This window comes from Mycobacterium syngnathidarum, from assembly GCF_001942625.1.
In the GTDB taxonomy this organism is placed as follows: domain Bacteria; phylum Actinomycetota; class Actinomycetes; order Mycobacteriales; family Mycobacteriaceae; genus Mycobacterium; species Mycobacterium syngnathidarum.
The window spans coordinates 497,897-515,216 of sequence record NZ_MLCL01000089.1; the positions used below are offsets into that span (position 1 = coordinate 497,897).

Consider the following 17,320-nt stretch of genomic DNA (forward strand, 5'->3'; position numbering starts at 1 on the left):
CATAAAGCAAGGAGTGGAACCGTGGACGTAGTCCTCGGGGTGGCGGTCACCGGGCGTGTGGCGCGCTTGGCCATGATCGGTTCGCCCGCGAGTGGCGGCCAGGTTCTGGATCAGTACGCGCTCGATCTGCCCGATGACCTGGTGGCCGAGATGTCGGAACTGGCCGAAACCATCATCGGCACCTACCGCGCCGTGACCGAGTCCGGCAACCAGGTGGCCGCGACCCGGCTGTGCGTGCCCGACGAATCGGCCGCCGACACGTTGCGCCAGACCGTGCTGCACGCCGGTGTGCCCAACGTCGAGGTGGTGACCGAAGCCGAGGCCGCCGCGGCTCTGGCCCGCAGCGTGGGTGCCGACGCCGCATTGCTGCTCGCCGATGACGACACCGTGTCGCTGACGACAGTCGGGGACCGGACAGCGACACCTGCCCCGGCATTGACGACACTGGCCACCATGCCGATCGGCACCGCCGGCCCGGCCGCCGCGTGCGCGGCGGTGTTGCAGCGGCTGCCCGCCGACGAAGCGCCGACCCGCGTGCTGTTGGTCGGGCAACGCCTCGATCTCGATTCCGTTGCCGCAGAACTCAGTTCGACCGCTCCGGTGGAGGTGGCCGCGGATGCCGGCTACGCGATAGCCCGCGGCGCAGCCCAATTGGTCGGCGATGTCGCACCGGCGAGTGCGTCCACTCAGATGGCGCCTGTCGTCGATGCACCACAGGCGCCGACGCAGATGGCGCCGCTTTCAGAGGCCACCCAAATGGCGCCCGCGGCGGCCGATGCAACGCAAATGGCGCCCGCCGCAGGCGACCCGACCCAGATGGCACCGGCCCGTGCGGACGCCGCCGTCGGACCGGATCTGGCGTACTCGCAGGAGCCCGAGGACCAACCCTGGGCCGACGAGATGCCGATGGACGCGGTCAACGAGTTCGTGCCCGAGCAGGAAGACGACCCGGAATACACGACCGTCATCGCACCGCCTCCGCCGCGGATGCTGCTGATGGGCAGCGCCCTGGCGTTCGTGGTGGTCAGCTTCGCAACCCTGGCCACCGCTGTCGCGATCAACGTCCGGCCGACGGCCGATGTGCGCGCGCAACCGGCCCCCACCCAGCAGGCACAGACGGTGCCCGGCAATTACCTGCCGCCGGTGCCGCACGAGCCGGATCCGGTGGCGCTGCCGGTGTCTGTGCTAACCCCGCCGCCCGCGGCTCCGGCCGCGCCGAAGGTGCGCTCCGGCACCGGCAACCAACCGGTCCAAGCGCCTCACCCGGCGCCGCCTGCCGCACCGCCTGCGGTGCCCGCTCCCCCGCCGGTCGAGGTGTCGCCCGGCCCGGTGCCGGTTCCCGTTCCGGTGCCCGTGCCGGTACCGCTACCGCCGGTCGTGTGGCCGACACTGCCGTCACCGTGGGTGCCGACGACCCCGCCGACCACGACGACGAAACCTCCGACAACCACGACGGCGCCACCGACCACAACCACGACACAGCCGCCCACCACGACGACGCAGCCGCCGACGACGACCACAGCGCCGCCGACGACAACGACCGCGCCGCCGACCACCACTGCCCCACCCACGACAACGGCCCCACCCACGACAACGGTGCCGCCGACACACACGTCCACCGAAGCGTCCGCACCGACAACCGAAGCGCCGGCCCACACGGCACCGGTGGAACAGCCCACGACCCAGGCCCCGGTGACGACGGTGGCACCGCAGTACCCATCGGGCGGCGGTTCGTCGTCGAGTGACGGTGAATCCTCCGGAGGCGGGCTCTTCGGCGGCGGGAGCGGCAGCGGCTCCGGTGGGCTCTTCGGCGGCGGGAGCGGCAGCGGCTCCGGTGGTTCGCCGGTGACGACGATGCCCGCCAGCCCGTAACCGACTGCGCCGCCGGCGGACCTACGTCACCAGCGTCGGCATGAATCTTCGCCCCACCCACTTGGCCGTCTCGACGGTCAGGAAGATCACGATCGACAACGCGATCGCGACCGACCACCCGCGGAAGGTGATGGGCGCCGAGTGGAACCAGGTGTGCATGAACGGCGCGTAGGTGAACAGCAGCTGCAGAGCGATCATGGCTCCGGCCATCCGCCACACCCACCGATTGCCCCGGAACACCTGAGGCCGCAAGCTCGACGAGGTGACGAACCGGCAGTTCAGCAGATAGGCCAGCTGCCCCAAGGCCAGCATGTTCACCGCGGCGGTCTGGGCCACCGCCAGCGGATACCCACCGGCGCGGGCCACGAAGAACTCCGCCAGGGTGGCGCCGGCCACCAGGATCGACACCAGGGAGATCATCGCGACGTCGGCCCGGTTCACCAACGCTTGCTTGGGGGTGCGCGGCGGTCGCTGCATGAGACCGTCCTCGGCCTTCTCGAACACCAGCGCCAGCGACAGGGTGACGGAGGTGACCATGTTGACCCACAGGATCTGCACCGGCTGCAGTGGGAGTGCGAACCCGGCCAGGATCGCGACCAGGATGATCAGTGACTGCGCGCCGTTGGTGGGCAGCATGAACAGCACGGATTTCCGGATGTTGTCGTAGATCCGCCGGCCTTCTTCGACCGCCCGCTCGATGGTCGCGAAGTTGTCGTCGGCCAGGATGATTCCGGCCGCTTCCTTGGTCGCCTCGGTCCCTTTGATCCCCATCGCGACACCGATGTCGGCGCGGGTCAGTGCCGGTGCGTCGTTGACGCCGTCACCGGTCATCGCGACCACCTTGCCCTGGGCTTGCAGGGCACTGACGATGCGCAGCTTGTGTTCCGGGCTCGTGCGGGCGTAGACGTGGACTTCGTCGGCCACCTGCCGCAGCCGGGTCTGGCTCATCTCCTCCAACTCGGCACCGCTGAGCACCCGCGGCGGATCGCCGACTTTGATGATCCCCATCTCGCGCGCGATGGCCTGCGCAGTTCCGGCGTGGTCACCGGTGATCATGGTGACCTGGATCCCGGCTGCGTGGCAGGTCGCGATGGCGGTGACGGCTTCGGGCCGCGGCGGATCGACGATGCCGACGACGCCGAGAAATTCCAGTCCGTTCTCGACGTCACCGATGTCGACGGTGTCCGAACCGGCCGGCCGCCTGGCCGCGGCCAGCACCCGCAGGCCCCGCGCACTGAGTTCGTCGATGCGTGCCTCCCACGCGGCGCGGTCGAGCGGCTCTGCGGCGGAGCCGCCGGCCTGGGTGGCCGACCGGTCCAGCAGCCGGTCCGGTGCACCTTTGACGTAGAGGTAGCGCTCACCGCCGGGGGTGTCGTTGAGCGTCACCATGAACTTGTTGGCCGACTCGAACGGCACCACGCCCAGGCGTGGCCAGTCCGCATCGTCGATCCGTGCCTTCAGGGTCAGTGTGCGCAGCGCACCCTCGGTCGGCTCGCCCACCACCCGCCACTGACCATCAGCCTCGTTCAGGCGTGCGTCGTTGCACACGGCCATCGTCGTCAACAACGCTGCCAGGTCGGGATGGTCGGCCACCGTGATCGGGGCCCCGTCGAGTTCGAGGGCACCCTCGGGCCGGTATCCGGCGCCGGTGACGTCGAACAGGTGACGCGCGGTGGCCACGGTTCGGGCCGTCATCTCGTTCTGTGTGAGTGTGCCCGTCTTGTCCGAGCAGATGACATTGACCGCGCCGAGTGCCTCGACGGCGGGAAGCTTGCGGGTGATCGCCCGCCTGCGGGCCATCTGCTGTACCCCGAGTGCCAAGGTGATGGTGACGACTGCGGGCAACCCCTCCGGTATCGCGGCGACAGCGAAACCTATTGCAGCCGTGATCAATTCATCTACCGTGAATTGGTGCACCAGTTTGCCGACCACCAGCATCACCGCGGCCGCGCCCAGGATGCCCACCGACAGCTGGCGACCGAAACGCGCCAGCTTGCGAGTCAGCGGGGTTTCGATGGATTCCACGTCGGCGATCAGCGACTGGATCCGGCCGATCTCGGTGCTGGTGCCGGTGGCGGTCACCACGCCGGTGCCCGAACCGGCCGCCACGATGGTGCCCGAATACACCATCGACATCCGATCGCCCAGACCGGCATCCGGGCCAACCTGAAGCACGTCCTTCTTGGCGGGCAGCGACTCACCGGTCAGCGCCGACTCCTCCACCCGCAGGTTCGCGACCGTCAGCAGGCGCATGTCGGCCGGGATACGGTCCCCCGACGCGATGCGCACGATGTCGCCGGGAACCAGGGTTTGTGCGTCTACCTGCTGCCAGTGACCGTCACGACGGACCTGCGCGGTCACCGACAACATGCCCCGGATGCTGTCCAGCGCGCGCTGGGCCCGGCCTTCCTGGATCAGGCCGACCACGGCGTTGACGATCGCGACGGACACGATCACCGCGCAATCGATCCAGTCGTTGAGGATGGCCTTGAGTACACCCGCGGCGATCAGGATGTAGATCAGCACATTGTTGAACTGCGCGAAGAACCGGAGAATCGCAGGCCGCGGACGCTTTTCGGGGAGCTTGTTCGGACCGTGGGCGGCCAGCCGCTCGCGCGCGCTGTCACCATCCAGCCCGTCGCCCGAACTGCCCAGAACCTCAAGCACTTCGGCGGCGCTGCGGGAATGCGCGAGCGCACTGACCAATGCATCTTCTGCCGGGGCGGCCGTTTCCGCCATATTCGGATAGTGCCCGGCGCGGCGACACCGCGCAATCGGTAGTTCGCTTTCCGGACGGCCGAGAGCCGATACCTTGGAAGCGACCGTCCGTTGCCGAAAGGAACGCCGCAGTGGCCAAGAAGCGCTGGAAAGACCTGTCCCCCAAAGCCAAGACGGCCGTCATCGCAGCGGCCGCCGCGGACGCCGGACTGCGGGCCTGGGCGTTGCGTGATCTCGCCGGCCGCGAGCCGAGCCGGATCAACGGACCGAAATGGTTGTGGGGCAGCGCGCTCGGACTGCTGAGCACCTCAGGCGTGCTGCCCGTGGCATATCTGCTTGTCGGACGTAGGTCCTGACCGGCGGTCAGGACCTACGTGCCCTTGACGTTCATCACCTGACGGAGCTCATGCTCGACCTCGATCAGGCCGGCCGCGTCAGCCATCACGACGTCGATGTCCTTGTACGCGTCGGGAATCTCGTCGACCCACTGTTCCCCGTGCCGGTACTCGATGCCGTGCATCCGCCGCGCGAGGTCCTCGGCGGTGAAACGACGGCGTGCTTCGTTGCGCGAGAACCGGCGTCCGGCGCCGTGCGGGGCTGAGCACAGACCGGCCGGGTTGCCCTTGCCCCGCACTACATACGACCGCGTCCCCATGCTGCCGGGAATCAGGCCCAGCACGCCCGTGTGCGCATCGATGGCGCCTTTCGGGTCAACCACACCTCACGGCCCCCGTGGTGCTCCTTGCGGGTGTAGTTGTGGTGGGTGTTCACCCGCTCGACCTCGAAGTCACCGGCAGTCTGCGGCCGATCCAGCGGCGCATAGCCCATCCACGAGGCGAACACCCACATGTAGCGGTCCATCATCTCGGCGCGGTTCTCGAGCGCGAACCGCTGCGCCCAGTTGAGTTCCCGCAGATAGTTCGCGAATTCCGGCGTGCCCTGCGGCAGGTAGGCCAGATCGGGGTCGGGCAGCTCGATCCACCACCGCTTCATCAGTTTCTGCGCGATGCGGATGTGCTTCTGCGCGATCTTGTTTCCCACACCCCGTGAGCCCGAGTGCAAGAACAGCCACACCCGGTCGGCCTGGTCCAGGCACAGTTCGATGAAGTGGTTGCCGCCGCCGAGCGAGCCGAGCTGCTCGCGCCACTTGGGCGAGTGCGACAGGTCGATTTCGCCGTCCTTGGCCAGGTGCTCGAGATCGGCGATGCGGCCGTGCGTGAACGGGAATCGGGCCAGCGTGTCGTTGTAATTACCCGGCGACAGCGGAATCGCCGTCTCGATCGCCTTGCGCAGCGCCGTCAGGTCGCGACCCTGAAGGTCGGCGGCGGTGAACTCCGTGCGGGCAGCGATCATCCCGCAACCGATGTCGACACCGACCGCCGCCGGGATCACGGCGTCAATGGTGGGGATCACCGTGCCGACCGCTGAACCCTTGCCGCTGTGCGCATCTGGCATCAGTGCGACGTGGGGATGTACGAACGGCATCGAGGCGGTCTGCCTGGCCTGCTCGATGGTGTTGTCGTCGATGTGGCTGGCGAAGTTCACCAGCCTGTGGTCGGCGACCTGGCGCGCGGTCATGACTTCGATTCTCCCGACGCTGTCGAACGGTTTGTCGGTCGCGTTTGGCCCGATCGTGCCGGTCGACCGACCCACGGTGGGGCACAGCAATTTGCCAGATTTGACGGGAAACGGTACCTACGCGCCAGAATAGAGTTCGAGAAGCGAAGACGAGTCGGGACCCGGGGGGTCCGATGAAACTTGGATGGTACGTGTTCATGCACCGGCCTGACGGTGGCGTGATGCCGATCGCTGGATTCTGGCGCAAACGCGCCGCATTGCGGTGGATCGAGGAACACGCAGAAGGCGACCAGCACCTTGAGGTCCATCGGTTCGGCTGGTGGTCGGCTGATGCCGCCGGCCGGCGAACCGCAGCAGACCCCACGAGCGGCTGCCCGAGATCCGACAACCGCCGCTGAGGCGCCAACCTGTCGGCACTGAGCCCACGAAACCAAACAGGCCCCCTCGAAAGGGGGCCTGACTTGGGTGGCAGGTACAGGATTCGAACCTGTGTAGGCGTAAGCCGACGGATTTACAGTCCGCTCCCATTGGCCGCTCGGGCAACCTGCCTGGGTGGTGCGCCGCCCCGTTTCCGGTTTGGTGCGACTAGCAGGGTACAACGAGGATGTACCCAAGTTACAAACCGGCAGGATTTACCGAGGAAAGAGGAGGGGCGTCCAATGGCGGATTCCAGCTTCGACGTGGTCAGCAAGGTCGACCGTCAGGAGGTCGATAACGCGCTCAACCAGGCCGCCAAGGAACTGTCCACCCGGTTCGACTTCCGCGGCACCGACACCAGCATCGCCTGGAAGGGCGAAGAGGTGATCGAACTCACGTCCAGCACCGAGGAGCGCGTCAAGGCCGCGGTCGACGTGTTCAAGGAGAAGTTGGTGCGTCGCGACATCTCGATGAAGGCCTTTGACGCCGGCGAACCGCAGGCCAGCGGCAAGACCTACAAGGTGACCGGCGACATCAAGCAGGGCATCAGCAGCGAGCAGGCCAAGAAGATCACCAAGATCATTCGTGACGAGGGCCCCAAGGGCGTCAAGGCCCAGATCCAGGGCGAGGAGATCCGGGTCAGCAGCAAGAAGCGCGACGACCTGCAGGCCGTCATCGCGCTGCTCAAGGGTTCCGACCTGGACGTGGCGCTGCAGTTCGTCAACTACCGCTGAGTGTGTTGAGTCTGCGGTGAGGGCCGTAGCTTCTCCTAGATCTAGGCCCTCACCGCAGACTCGACGCGGTGTTGTGCGGTGTTATGCGGAGCGCGCCGACGCCACCGTGTAGCGGCTCGGCCGATGCGCCAGCCCGTAGTGCCCGCGCAGCGTCGTGGCGGTGTAGTCGGTGCGGAACAACCCGCGCCGTTGCAGGATCGGCACCACCTGCTCGACGAAATCTTCCAGGTCGTCGGCCACTTGCTCGGCCGTGCCGGCGAAGGTCCGGTGCCCGCGGCTACCGCCCAGTTTGGCGATCAGCTGCCGCACGGTCAGCGACTCACTGCCGGCCCAATGTGAAGAAGATCGCGAGATTTTCGAGGAATCTCGCGATCTTCTTCACATTGGGCGCAGAGGTCACAGGTACTCCGGCTTCAGCACCGGGGCGAGCGCCGAGAGGGGGATGTGGGCCTGCACGGTGCCGCCGTCCATCGACCACTGCATCCGGCCCGGGGTGAAATCGATCGGCGAGTCGCGACCGACGGGGTAGTCCGGCATGTAGAGGATCAACTCGTCGTGCGTCAGGGCCCAGGCCTTGTACCCGCCCGAGTACACCTTGTCGGGTGTCCAGCGGTCCGGGGTGAACGGATAGGTGCCGGGCTGGTGTGGCGGCGGCGCAGCGTCGAGGGCGGCCACGATGAACGGCTCGCCCAGGCGCGGGATCTCGGCCCGATGATCGACGCCCGCTTTGAACAGGTCGGCCAGCTGCAACTGCCGGCCACCGGCGAATGTGAAGGTGCGGTAGGCATCACTCACGATCGGCGCGTTCGGGTGGGAAAGGGCGTCGGTACCGAACGTGGCCGAGTACATCTCGTGGAATACGGCACTCACCGCGCCACCATGCTGAAAGATCTCGAACTGCTCTTCGCCGAAGCTGTCGGCGGCCATGTTCTGCGCGGCGTTGCGCCAGTTGTTCATCAGGTTGGTCAGGTACTGCCGGATGACGGGGTTCTCCACCAGATCGCCGGGCAGCGCCATCGTGATGTCGCGGACCGCTTTTCGATCCGAGGTCACCGACGTGCGGCAGGCCTGCCCGTCCCACTGCCCGGCCAGTTCGTCACAGAACGAGGCCGCCGACGCCGAGGCGATCGGGGCGGTCGTGATGGCAACAACCGCGCCGGCCGCCACGGCCGCCGCGCAGATCAGCTTGCCGATGCGCATCATAGGCCGCCTCAGGCGAGTTCCACTTTGCTTGCGCGCCATTGCCCGTCGACCTTCTCCATCGTCATCTTGATGCGGCTACGGTCGATCCGCGGGTCGGGAACGCTGGTGTTGGACACCGACTGGTCGACAAACAACAACACCACGACCTTGTCCTTGCTTGCCGACTGCACGGCCGACTCCACCACCACGCCATGCGCGGAGGCCTTGTTGTCGATCAGCAACTGGCGCAGCTGCATGCTCGACTGCGAGTACATGTCCTTGAACTCACCAGTGGCCCCTGCCAGTACCTGGTTGAAGTTCTCGTCGACCTTGTTGGAATCGATACTCGTCAGGATCTGGGCGTAACTCACCGCAGCATCCTGGGCCTGCTTGCCGGCCTGAGCCACCTGGTGGGCTTGCCATGCCTGCCATCCGAGGAAACCCGAAAGCGCCAAGACAGCGACGAACACCACCGCGAGGGCACCGATGAGCACCCGCCGGCCCCATCCCGGCTTCTCGGCCTCCGTCTCTTCATCAGCCGCTGACTCATCTTCGGCGTCCGTCTCGTCGGCATCCGTCTTGTCAGCGCCGGACTCGTCCTTGTCCTCGGTCTCCGACCCGGCCTCCGCGGTCTCCTCGACACCGATCGCGTCGTCGACGGTTTCGTTCTGCTCGTCGTCGGTCTTCTTGTCGGTAGTCACGGTCACCATCATCTCCTTCTGGTGAGGTTGGGCCGATCAGCGCGGCGGTTCGATCGGCAACGTCGGTCCACCGTACGGTGTCGGAATGGTGTAGCGACCCCGCGGTGTCGGGTCGGTGGTGCGCCCCAGATCAGCCCCCGGCGGTGGGCCCGCAGTATCGTCACCGGCCGGGCGCGGCGCGTTCTTGGCGCCACGGACCAGCACCCCGGGATGGTCATCGCGGCAATAGGTGTACATGTAGGGCTCGGGATAGTCGGCCGCCGACGGCGGTCGACGTGGTGTCCCGTAATCGCAGGTATACCGCGGGTAGAGATCGGCGGTCACCCAGAACCCGTTGTCGTGCATGGCACTGCCCAGAGCATCGAGCAGCGAGGTCCGGTAATCCGGGAACAACGCACGCAGTGCCGGCACCCGCAGGTACAGCAATTGTGATGTACTGGCCAGGCTTCCGAGCAGCTGCACCATGGTGTCGGAGTTGTCGGTGAACAGGTTGTCGACGGAATTCAAGGCGCCAGGCGTCTGATCGGTGAGACGACGGAAGCCCTCACGCATCTTGTTCACCCCGTCGAATGTCGAGCTGAGATTGTCCGAGGCCACCGCGATACCTGCGTTCTTGTCGGCGGCCAGGCCGAACACCACCCGGCCGTTGCGCAGCAGGCTGGAAGTCTCGGGCAACACCGAATCCAGCGTCGACAGCAGGAAAGTGCCGCCGTCGATGACATCGGCGAGCTTACCGGGACCGGCTTGGGACATGCTCAGTTCTCGGCGGATCACCTCGAGCTTGCCCACGTCGGCCTGGGCCAACGCACCGTCGGCGTCGGCGAGCAACTGTGCCAGGCTGACCGGCACCGTGGCCTTGCCCAATCCGATCACACTGCCGTCGGTGAGATACGGCCCGTCGGCCGTGTTCGCCGCGAAGTCGATGTACTGCTCACCGGCCGGGGACAACCCGGACACCCGCACATCGCTGGATTTCGGGATGGCGACCGCGGAATTCACGTTCACCACCGCGTGGACTCCGGTGGGCGTGATGTTCAGCCGTTCCACCCGCCCGATCCGCACACCGCGCAACGTGACGTCCTGATTGGGCAGCAGGCCGGCGGATTCCGGTAGCTCGATGGTGATGCGGTAGCTCGAGTCGAACGGCTCGACTCGCAACGCCCCGATCATCAGATAGGCACTGGCCACCACCAGGGTCAGCACCAGAGCGCCGGCCGACAACCAGGCCTTGCGGCGGTAGCCGAACCGGACCAGCCGGACCACGAGATCTGCCAACGAGTTGATCACCGTGGCACCTCTTCGGCGGGTGGCGGGGCTACCGGAGCCTCGGCCGGCGGGGCTTGAGGAGCACCTACCGGCGGTGCCGCGCCGGGTACCGGCGCGGGCACGATCTCACCGGGTTCGGTGGGGCTGGGAATCACCGGCGCCTGCGGCACCGACGGGCCGCGCCCGACCACGCGCTCCTGCAACCGCAACAACGAGTACTGAAGTGAGCCCACCAACTGATGCCAGTTGTAACGCTTGGGTCCGTGCAACCCTGAGTCGCCGGCGAACCCGATGTCGGGAATCGAACCAAGGATCAGCCGGTCAATGCTGGCCCGTGTCGACATCGCGCTACCTGCAGTCGCCTTCACGAACGGTGGCATCAGACGATTCAGCGCGTACAGGGACGCGTTGGGCGCCAGTGCCACGTCGTTCCACGCCCCGGCCACCGTGTTGGCGTCGGCGATCAGACTGCGGCCGCTCGTGTCGGTACCGGCGATGGAGGGAAACTTGCGAAGTTGCGTCGAGGTGTCGCCAATCTGGGAGATCAGGTCGGCGATCTGAGTGGTGTGCTCGGCCAGGGTGTCGGTGGCCGGACCGGCCGCGTCCAACAACTCACTGACGGTCTGGTTCTTGTCCTCGATCTGCTGCAGCAGACGAGACGTCTCGGTCATCGCGGTGGAGAGCTGGTCGGAACGCGCGTTGAGGGTGCCCAACGTGTGATTCGTCTTGGCGATCAGCGTGCCGAAAGCCTGGCCCTGGTCCCCGGTGGCCTTACCGAGGCCATTGATGATGTTGGTGAAGTTGCGCACCGCACCGCCGTTGACCAGGATTGCCGCTGAACCGAGCAGCGATTCGACGGTGGCCGCAGCCTTGGTCGCATCCAGGTCGATGGTGTCGCCGTCCTTGAGCAGCGGCACGTTGGAATCGACCGGGGTCGGCGGCCGAACCGAGACGAACACGTCGCCGAGCGGCGTCGCAGAGCGCAGTTCGGCGGTCGTGCCGCGGGGCAGCCGGACACCGTTCATGATGCGCAGTGTGGTTACCGCGGCGTAGTTGCTGGCCACCATCGACTCGACCTCACCCACGTCGGCACCGGCCAGCTTCACCTTGGCATTGGCCGGCAGGTTCAGGGCGTTGGAGAATACCGCGGTCACCCGGTACCCGCCCGAGCCGACGCCGGGGGCAGGCAATGGCAGGCTGGCCAGGCCTTCTGAAGCACACCCCGAGGCGGTCAGGCATGCCGTCATCACTACGGGCACAAGGGCTTTGCGCACAGATCCGATCATCGCTGCCCCATCGCTGCCATACCGTCGAGCATGTAGGTCAACCCGAAGTCCGGGCCGAAATCCTGCATTGTGCCGGTGCTGCAACCCAACTGCCTCAGGCCCATCATGTTGCAGATCTCCTTGACCGTCTGCGAGTCGACCAGAACCTTGTCCAGCAGAAGGTGTACCCGTGCCGCCCCATTCTTCTGGTCGACGATGTTGTAGAGGTTGTCCAACGTCATCGGGGCCACGTCGAGGAACTCGGCCACATCCCGCCGCTGGTCCACTGTCGTGGTCAGCGCGGTATTACCGTTCTGGACAATCTGTTTCACCTCGTCGCGATGGGTCTGCAACACCTCGCCCACCTGCGTGATCACCTCGTTGATCTTCTTGCCGGTGGTGCCACTGCCGAAGTTCTCATCGACTAGGATCTGGCTGAGTAGACGGATCGTCGAACCGAACTCCCGCAGCGTCGCATCATTGCGGGCCGTGGCGTCGAACAGGGAGCTCAAGTTGCGGACGATCGTGGTGAGCTGGTCCCGGCTCACGGCACCGCGATCAGCGCTGAGCCGCAATGCATCCGACAGCTCACCGAGGGCGTCCTTCATCTGCTGGCCGTTGCCGTCCGCGATCGCGGCGCTGGCGTTGACGACATCGGCGATCGGGCCGTTGCCCTTGCCGTCGCCCTTCAACGACGACGACAACTTGTCCAGCACGTCGAGTACCCGAGCGAACTCGACCGGGGTCTTGGTGCGGTTCAGTCCTATCGTGTCGTGATTCTGCACCCTCGGGCCACCGCGATACGGCGGTGTCAATTCGATCTGCCGGTCGGTGAGAATCGAATTGGAGATCGTCACCGCCTGCACATCAGCCGGTATCGCCACGTCTTTGTCCACGGTGAACTCGGCCTCGACGTAGTTGCCCTTGGGCGTGATCTTTGTGACACGGCCGACCTGCATTCCCAGAACGGCGACCGTGTTTCCCTCGTAAAGCCCTGCTGCACTGTCAAATTGGGCAGTCAGCGCGATGGTGTCGATCCGGTCCTTCAAATACCACCAACCGGCACCGGCCACCGCGGCCACCAGCACCGCGCCGGCCACCAGCAAGGCCAGGACCTTACTCTTGAACAAGGGCCTCATTTGCAGTCCTTCAGGTACTGGATCATGTTGAACTGCTTGGCTCGGCCGCTGATCGCGCACATCCAGGAATCGATCAGCAGGCCGTTGGACACGTTGAGGTCGGCGGCATTGCCGTTCCCCGTGGCGTTGGCGAGCCCCCGCAGGGCCACCGGGCCGGACTGCAGCACGCTGCGCAGCAGATCGTCGTGCTTGCCCAACATGTCCGACAGCTCCCGGAGATTGGTGAGGGTCTGCTCCAACTCCGGCCGATCGTCGATCACGATGCCGCTGAGCGTCTGAACCAGATTGGTCAGCGCCGCCAGCATGGCCTGGAACGATGCCCTGCGCATGACGAATTCACCGACCAGATCGTTGCCCTGGTCGACCAGGTTGCCGATGGTCGACTGCTGGCGGCGCAGGGTGTTGGCAACCACATCGGTGGTCTTCAGTAGCGAGCCCAGTTGATCGCGCCGGTCGGAGACGATGGTGGCCAGAGTGTGGGTGTTCTGCAGAGCCCGCGGCACCACCTCGGGCAGGCCGGACATCTGCTTGCCCAAGACGCCCAGGGATTGGGCGAACTTTTCAGAGTCGACCTGCTCGAAAGTGGTGGTCACGTCAGCCAATGCCTCCTGCAGGTCATAGGGCACCTCGGTGTGGTCGAGATCGAAGGTGTTGTCGGGCAACGATTCCGAACCTGCGGGCTGCAGCGCCAAGTAGCGCGAACCCAGAATGGTGGTGATCTTGATAACGGCCCGCGAGTCTTTGCCCAGCGGAATGTTCTTGCGCACCTTGAGCTTGGCCTCAACGTGGTCGCCGGCCAGCTTCATGTTGAGCACCTCCCCCACCGGAGTCCCGGCCACGGTGATCGGGTTGCCCGGCTTGAGCGCGGCGGCCTGCAGAAAATGCGCGGTGTACTTGCGGTAACCGATGTCCGCCACCTTGACGATCAGCATCGCCCCGATCAGCGCGGACACCACACCAATCGCGATGACCCCCAGCCACATCCGGCTGTAACCGTCCAGCGGTCTACGCCGCTTCTTCATTTTCTCAGCCATTGGCCAAATTCCTGCATCTCGGGCTGTAGGTGGCCTTGTTCCCGGGTGTTGCCGCGTCCACGATGATGGGTGTCACGTCGTTGAGTCCGGGGAAGAATCCCGTCGCGTTCAGGTCGCACCCGTAGGTGTTGGCGTAGGCCCCCTCGTTGGTGAGCCGGGCGAATCCCTTGAGCAGCAGCGGCAGGTTGGCTCCGGTGAACGCCAACTGGGGTTCGATCCCCACCATGTGCGCGGCGAAACCGGGTTCGCGCGTGACCAACTGGTTCAGCGGTGGATAGACCTCGTCGCTGATCGTGGAAAGTTGGCGCACCACCCGCGAGATGGACCCGAGAGAGTCCACCATCTCGGGTCGGCGGGCGTCGAAGGTGGAAACCATGCCCCGGGTCTGGGTAATCACCTCGTCCAGGCTGTCATTGTGCTGAGCCAGGTTCTTGGCCACCGCGTTCAGATTGTTGATCACCTCACCGAGTTCCTGGTCCCGGCCGGCGAAGGAATCGGTCAGCTGCGCGGTCTGGTCGACGAGCGCGACGATGGAGGCGTTGTCGCCCTGCAGCGACGCGATCACACCTTTGGTGAGGTTGTCGGCATCGCGCGGGTTGAGCACGCTGAACAGCGGTTCGTAGCCGTTGAGCAGGGTGCCGACGTCGAACGACGGATCGGTCTGTTCGACCGGGATGACGCTGCCCGCCGGAAGCGGGCCCGCGTCACCGATCTTGCCCAGCGACAGGCCGAGATAACGCTGCCCGACGATGTTCTGGTAGGTCACCGAGGCGGCGGTCCGGCCGTACATGGGCTGGTTGTCCTGCACCACGAACGACACCTTGGCCAGCGCGCCCTGCAGTTCGATCTTCTCGACCCGGCCGACCCGCACCCCGGCCATCCGGACATCGTCACCCTCACGCAAGCCGAACACGTCGGAGAACAAGGCGGCGTACGGGACGGTCTTGCCTGCCACGTCGCGCCGCAGCGTCACGTAGACCAGCCAGGTCAGGCCCAGCGCCACCACCATGAACAGTGAGAGGCCGATCATTGCACCGCGGTACTTCATCGGCCTTCCTCTCCAGGAACAGGTTGTGCGGCAGCGGGTGCGGCCTCGGCAGGCAGCAGCGGACCGGCCGGAGCCGGGGCGGCACCCGGAGGGGGAGCCGATCCGGGTACCGAAGCCGCCGGGGGCGCGCCCGCCGGTCGAGGCGCCACCGGAGCGACCGGCGACAGCGGCACGGGTGGGGGCGGCGTCGGCATCAGCGCGGGATTCGCCGTGCCCGGCACCGGCCCGGACGGCGGCATCCACGACGGCAGCGGCGGATTCGGGTCGGCCAGGTTGGGGTTCGGGTTGACCAGCGGCGGCCCGACCGCCACGAGATTGCCATTCGGACCCACGACTGTCCCGGCCGGCGGCACCAGGTCGGCAGGCGGCTGATAATTCTGCGGCAGCAACACGTCCGGCAGCGCCGGCCGCGTGGGGACCAGCGGGGCGGTGAAGCAACTCGGCCCCTTGAGCCCGGAGTACTGGGGGCAGTCGGCGCGGGTGTAGCTGTAACTCGGGGTGAACGACAGGTTGATCCGCATGTTGGCGAAGTCGTGCTCAGGCATCCAGACGTTGTCCATGAACTTGCCCGAGAGCTGATTCAGCTTGACGAAGGCCGGCACCCAGTTGTTGGAGGTGTCGGCCAGCACACCCAACACCGGCGTCAGGTTCGCGGTGGTCTTGACCAGTTGGTCGGTGTGGTTGTCCAGCGCCGTGTGCGTGGTGCCCACGGTGTTGATCCCGCCGTTGAGCATCGTGTTCAGCTGTGAACGTTGCTCGACCAGGGTCTGCATCGGCTGCACCGCCTTGTGCAGGGCGTCGAGCAGATCGGGCGCGGTCTGCTGCAGCCCCCGAGTGGCATCGATCAGCGCCGAGACGGTGGTCGAGTCGGGTTCGGTGGCCACCACCGCATCGAGCTGATCGATCAGCCGATTCAATTGCGCTCCGCTGGTGAGCAATTCGTTGCGCCGGTTCTCGGTCGCGGCGTTCACCGCGGCCAGGATGCCCACGGTCTTGTCCTCGCGCCCACGTCCGGTGGCGGCCAGCACGTCGCGCAGCTTGCTGATCGTGGTCTGGAACAACACCGTGGGAAGTTCGGTGTCCTCGGGGATCTGCGCCCCGGCGGCGATTGGCGCGCTTGCCGTCCCGCCGGGGTCGACCAGTTGCACCGAGGACACCGCGAAGACATTGCTGGGCACCACGCGCGCGGTCACGGTCTTGGGGATGGACGCCGCATATTCGGGTTTGAGGTCGATGTGCACGAAGTTGGGATCGCCGTTGGCGGCCGGGACGACATCGTCGACCATCCCGACGAGCACGCCGTGGTACTTCACGTCCGAACGCTGTGGCAGGCCATCGCCGACGTTCACCAGCGCGGCCACCACCGGTACCCGGGCGTCGAGCCGGCCGGTTGCCTTCACCAACAGGAACGTCGAGACCAGTGCTGCCACAACGAGTACGGCGGCACCACAGCCGAGCAGCTGACGATCGGAGGGACCCCGCCCGTCGGTATCCAGCGCGTTACCCATCTAGCCGCCGAACCTCGCTCCCGAATCGACCGTCCACAGCGCCATGGTGAGCAACATGTTGACGATGATCACCACGGTGATGCTGGCCCGCATCGCATGACCGGCCGCGACACCCACACCCACCGGGCCGCCAGAGGCATAGAACCCGTAGTAGCACTGCACCGTCGAGGCGATCCACACGAAGATGACCGCCTTGAGCACCGAGTAGAGGATGTCCTGCCCGGACAGCATGAGGCTGAAGTAATGCAGATAGGACCCGCTGGAGCCGCCGCTGATCATGTACACGACCACCTGGGTGGTCAGGTAGCTCACCGCCAGGCAGAGGGCGTAGAGCGGGATCACCGCGACCACCGCGGCCATCAGCCGGGTGGTGACCAGATACGGAATCGGGCGGATCGCGATGGAATCGAGTGCATCGATCTCCTCGGCGATGCGCATCGAGCCCAGCTGTGCGGTGAACCGGCAGCCGGCCTGGGTCGCGAAGGCCAGCGAGGCGGCGATCGGCGCCAGTTCGCGCGTGTTGACCAGAGACGAGATGATGCCGGTGGCCGGGCCGAGGCCGAGCAGATCGAGGAAGTTGTAGCCCTCGATGCCGACGAGGGCGCCGACCGTGACACCCAGCACCACGGCCACCCCGACGGTTCCGCCACCGACCACGAGTGAGCCGTTGCCCCAGGCGATGTCGGAGAGCAGCCGGACGAATTCTCCGCGGTAGTGACGCAGCGCGATGGGCACGGCCGTCAGCGCCCGGACGAAGAACACCATCATGTGGCCCAACCGCATCACCGGCTGGGAAACCCGCTTGTACAGCCGCACCCACGGTGCGAGCAGTGGTGGGACGAACGTAGAGGCCGTCAC

The 17,320-nt window shown here is 66.2% G+C and carries 13 protein-coding genes, 1 tRNA gene and 2 pseudogenes; 3 read left to right on the forward strand and 13 right to left on the reverse strand.

Annotation, left to right across the window (positions count from 1 at the left end):
- Positions 1-21 precede the first annotated feature (21 nt).
- Positions 22-1,872 (forward strand): DUF7159 family protein, encoded by a 1,851-nt coding sequence (locus tag BKG60_RS28280; protein ID WP_070946772.1) that lies wholly within the window; start codon positions 22-24, stop codon positions 1,870-1,872.
- Between the two features lie 21 nt (positions 1,873-1,893).
- Here BKG60_RS28280 and BKG60_RS28285 read toward each other — a convergent pair whose 3' ends face one another.
- Positions 1,894-4,611: a cation-translocating P-type ATPase gene (locus tag BKG60_RS28285; protein ID WP_070946773.1), complete on the reverse strand. Its 2,718-nt coding sequence runs from the start codon at positions 4,609-4,611 to the stop codon at positions 1,894-1,896.
- Between the two features lie 110 nt (positions 4,612-4,721).
- Here BKG60_RS28285 and BKG60_RS28290 point away from each other — a divergent pair, with 110 nt between their 5' ends.
- The gene (locus BKG60_RS28290; RefSeq protein ID WP_070946774.1) at positions 4,722-4,946 is read left to right on the forward strand and encodes a hypothetical protein; all 225 of its coding nucleotides are present in this window, start codon (positions 4,722-4,724) and stop codon (positions 4,944-4,946) included.
- 14 nt (positions 4,947-4,960) lie between these two features.
- Here the strand turns inward: BKG60_RS28290 and BKG60_RS28295 are convergent.
- Positions 4,961-6,168, reverse strand: a pseudogene (locus tag BKG60_RS28295) (RtcB family protein).
- Between the two features lie 466 nt (positions 6,169-6,634).
- A tRNA-Tyr gene (locus tag BKG60_RS28305) sits at positions 6,635-6,717 on the reverse strand.
- Positions 6,718-6,827: 110 nt separating this feature from the next.
- Here BKG60_RS28305 and BKG60_RS28310 point away from each other — a divergent pair.
- The gene (locus BKG60_RS28310) at positions 6,828-7,319 is read left to right on the forward strand and encodes a YajQ family cyclic di-GMP-binding protein (RefSeq protein ID WP_070186373.1); all 492 of its coding nucleotides are present in this window, start codon (positions 6,828-6,830) and stop codon (positions 7,317-7,319) included.
- Positions 7,320-7,400: 81 nt separating this feature from the next.
- Here BKG60_RS28310 and BKG60_RS28315 read toward each other — a convergent pair.
- From BKG60_RS28315 to BKG60_RS28360, 10 genes and pseudogenes are all read right to left on the reverse strand, one after another.
- Positions 7,401-7,649, reverse strand: a pseudogene (locus tag BKG60_RS28315) (LLM class flavin-dependent oxidoreductase); the annotation flags it as partial.
- Between the two features lie 66 nt (positions 7,650-7,715).
- Positions 7,716-8,519: a DUF3298 domain-containing protein gene (locus tag BKG60_RS28320; protein ID WP_070946793.1), complete on the reverse strand. Its 804-nt coding sequence runs from the start codon at positions 8,517-8,519 to the stop codon at positions 7,716-7,718.
- Positions 8,520-8,530: 11 nt separating this feature from the next.
- Positions 8,531-9,214, reverse strand: coding sequence for a tetratricopeptide repeat protein (locus tag BKG60_RS28325; protein WP_070946776.1), 684 nt, complete (start codon positions 9,212-9,214; stop codon positions 8,531-8,533).
- Between the two features lie 24 nt (positions 9,215-9,238).
- The gene (locus BKG60_RS28330) at positions 9,239-10,489 is read right to left on the reverse strand and encodes an MlaD family protein (protein WP_070946777.1); all 1,251 of its coding nucleotides are present in this window, start codon (positions 10,487-10,489) and stop codon (positions 9,239-9,241) included.
- On the reverse strand, positions 10,486-11,754 hold the full coding sequence (locus tag BKG60_RS28335) for an MCE family protein (protein WP_070946778.1): 1,269 nt from the start codon (positions 11,752-11,754) through the stop codon (positions 10,486-10,488). Before BKG60_RS28335 ends, BKG60_RS28330 begins: the two co-directional genes overlap by 4 nt.
- A complete protein-coding gene (locus BKG60_RS28340; protein ID WP_070946779.1) occupies positions 11,751-12,872 on the reverse strand; it encodes an MCE family protein in 1,122 nt (373 codons plus the stop codon). Before BKG60_RS28340 ends, BKG60_RS28335 begins: the two co-directional genes overlap by 4 nt.
- Positions 12,869-13,906: an MCE family protein gene (locus BKG60_RS28345; protein ID WP_070946780.1), complete on the reverse strand. Its 1,038-nt coding sequence runs from the start codon at positions 13,904-13,906 to the stop codon at positions 12,869-12,871. The genes BKG60_RS28340 and BKG60_RS28345 overlap by 4 nt, the downstream gene beginning before the upstream one ends.
- Positions 13,899-14,954, reverse strand: coding sequence for an MCE family protein (locus tag BKG60_RS28350; RefSeq protein WP_070946781.1), 1,056 nt, complete (start codon positions 14,952-14,954; stop codon positions 13,899-13,901). The genes BKG60_RS28345 and BKG60_RS28350 overlap by 8 nt, the downstream gene beginning before the upstream one ends.
- Positions 14,951-16,462: an MlaD family protein gene (locus BKG60_RS28355; protein ID WP_070946782.1), complete on the reverse strand. Its 1,512-nt coding sequence runs from the start codon at positions 16,460-16,462 to the stop codon at positions 14,951-14,953. Before BKG60_RS28355 ends, BKG60_RS28350 begins: the two co-directional genes overlap by 4 nt.
- The gene (locus tag BKG60_RS28360; protein WP_070946783.1) at positions 16,463-17,320 is read right to left on the reverse strand and encodes an ABC transporter permease; all 858 of its coding nucleotides are present in this window, start codon (positions 17,318-17,320) and stop codon (positions 16,463-16,465) included.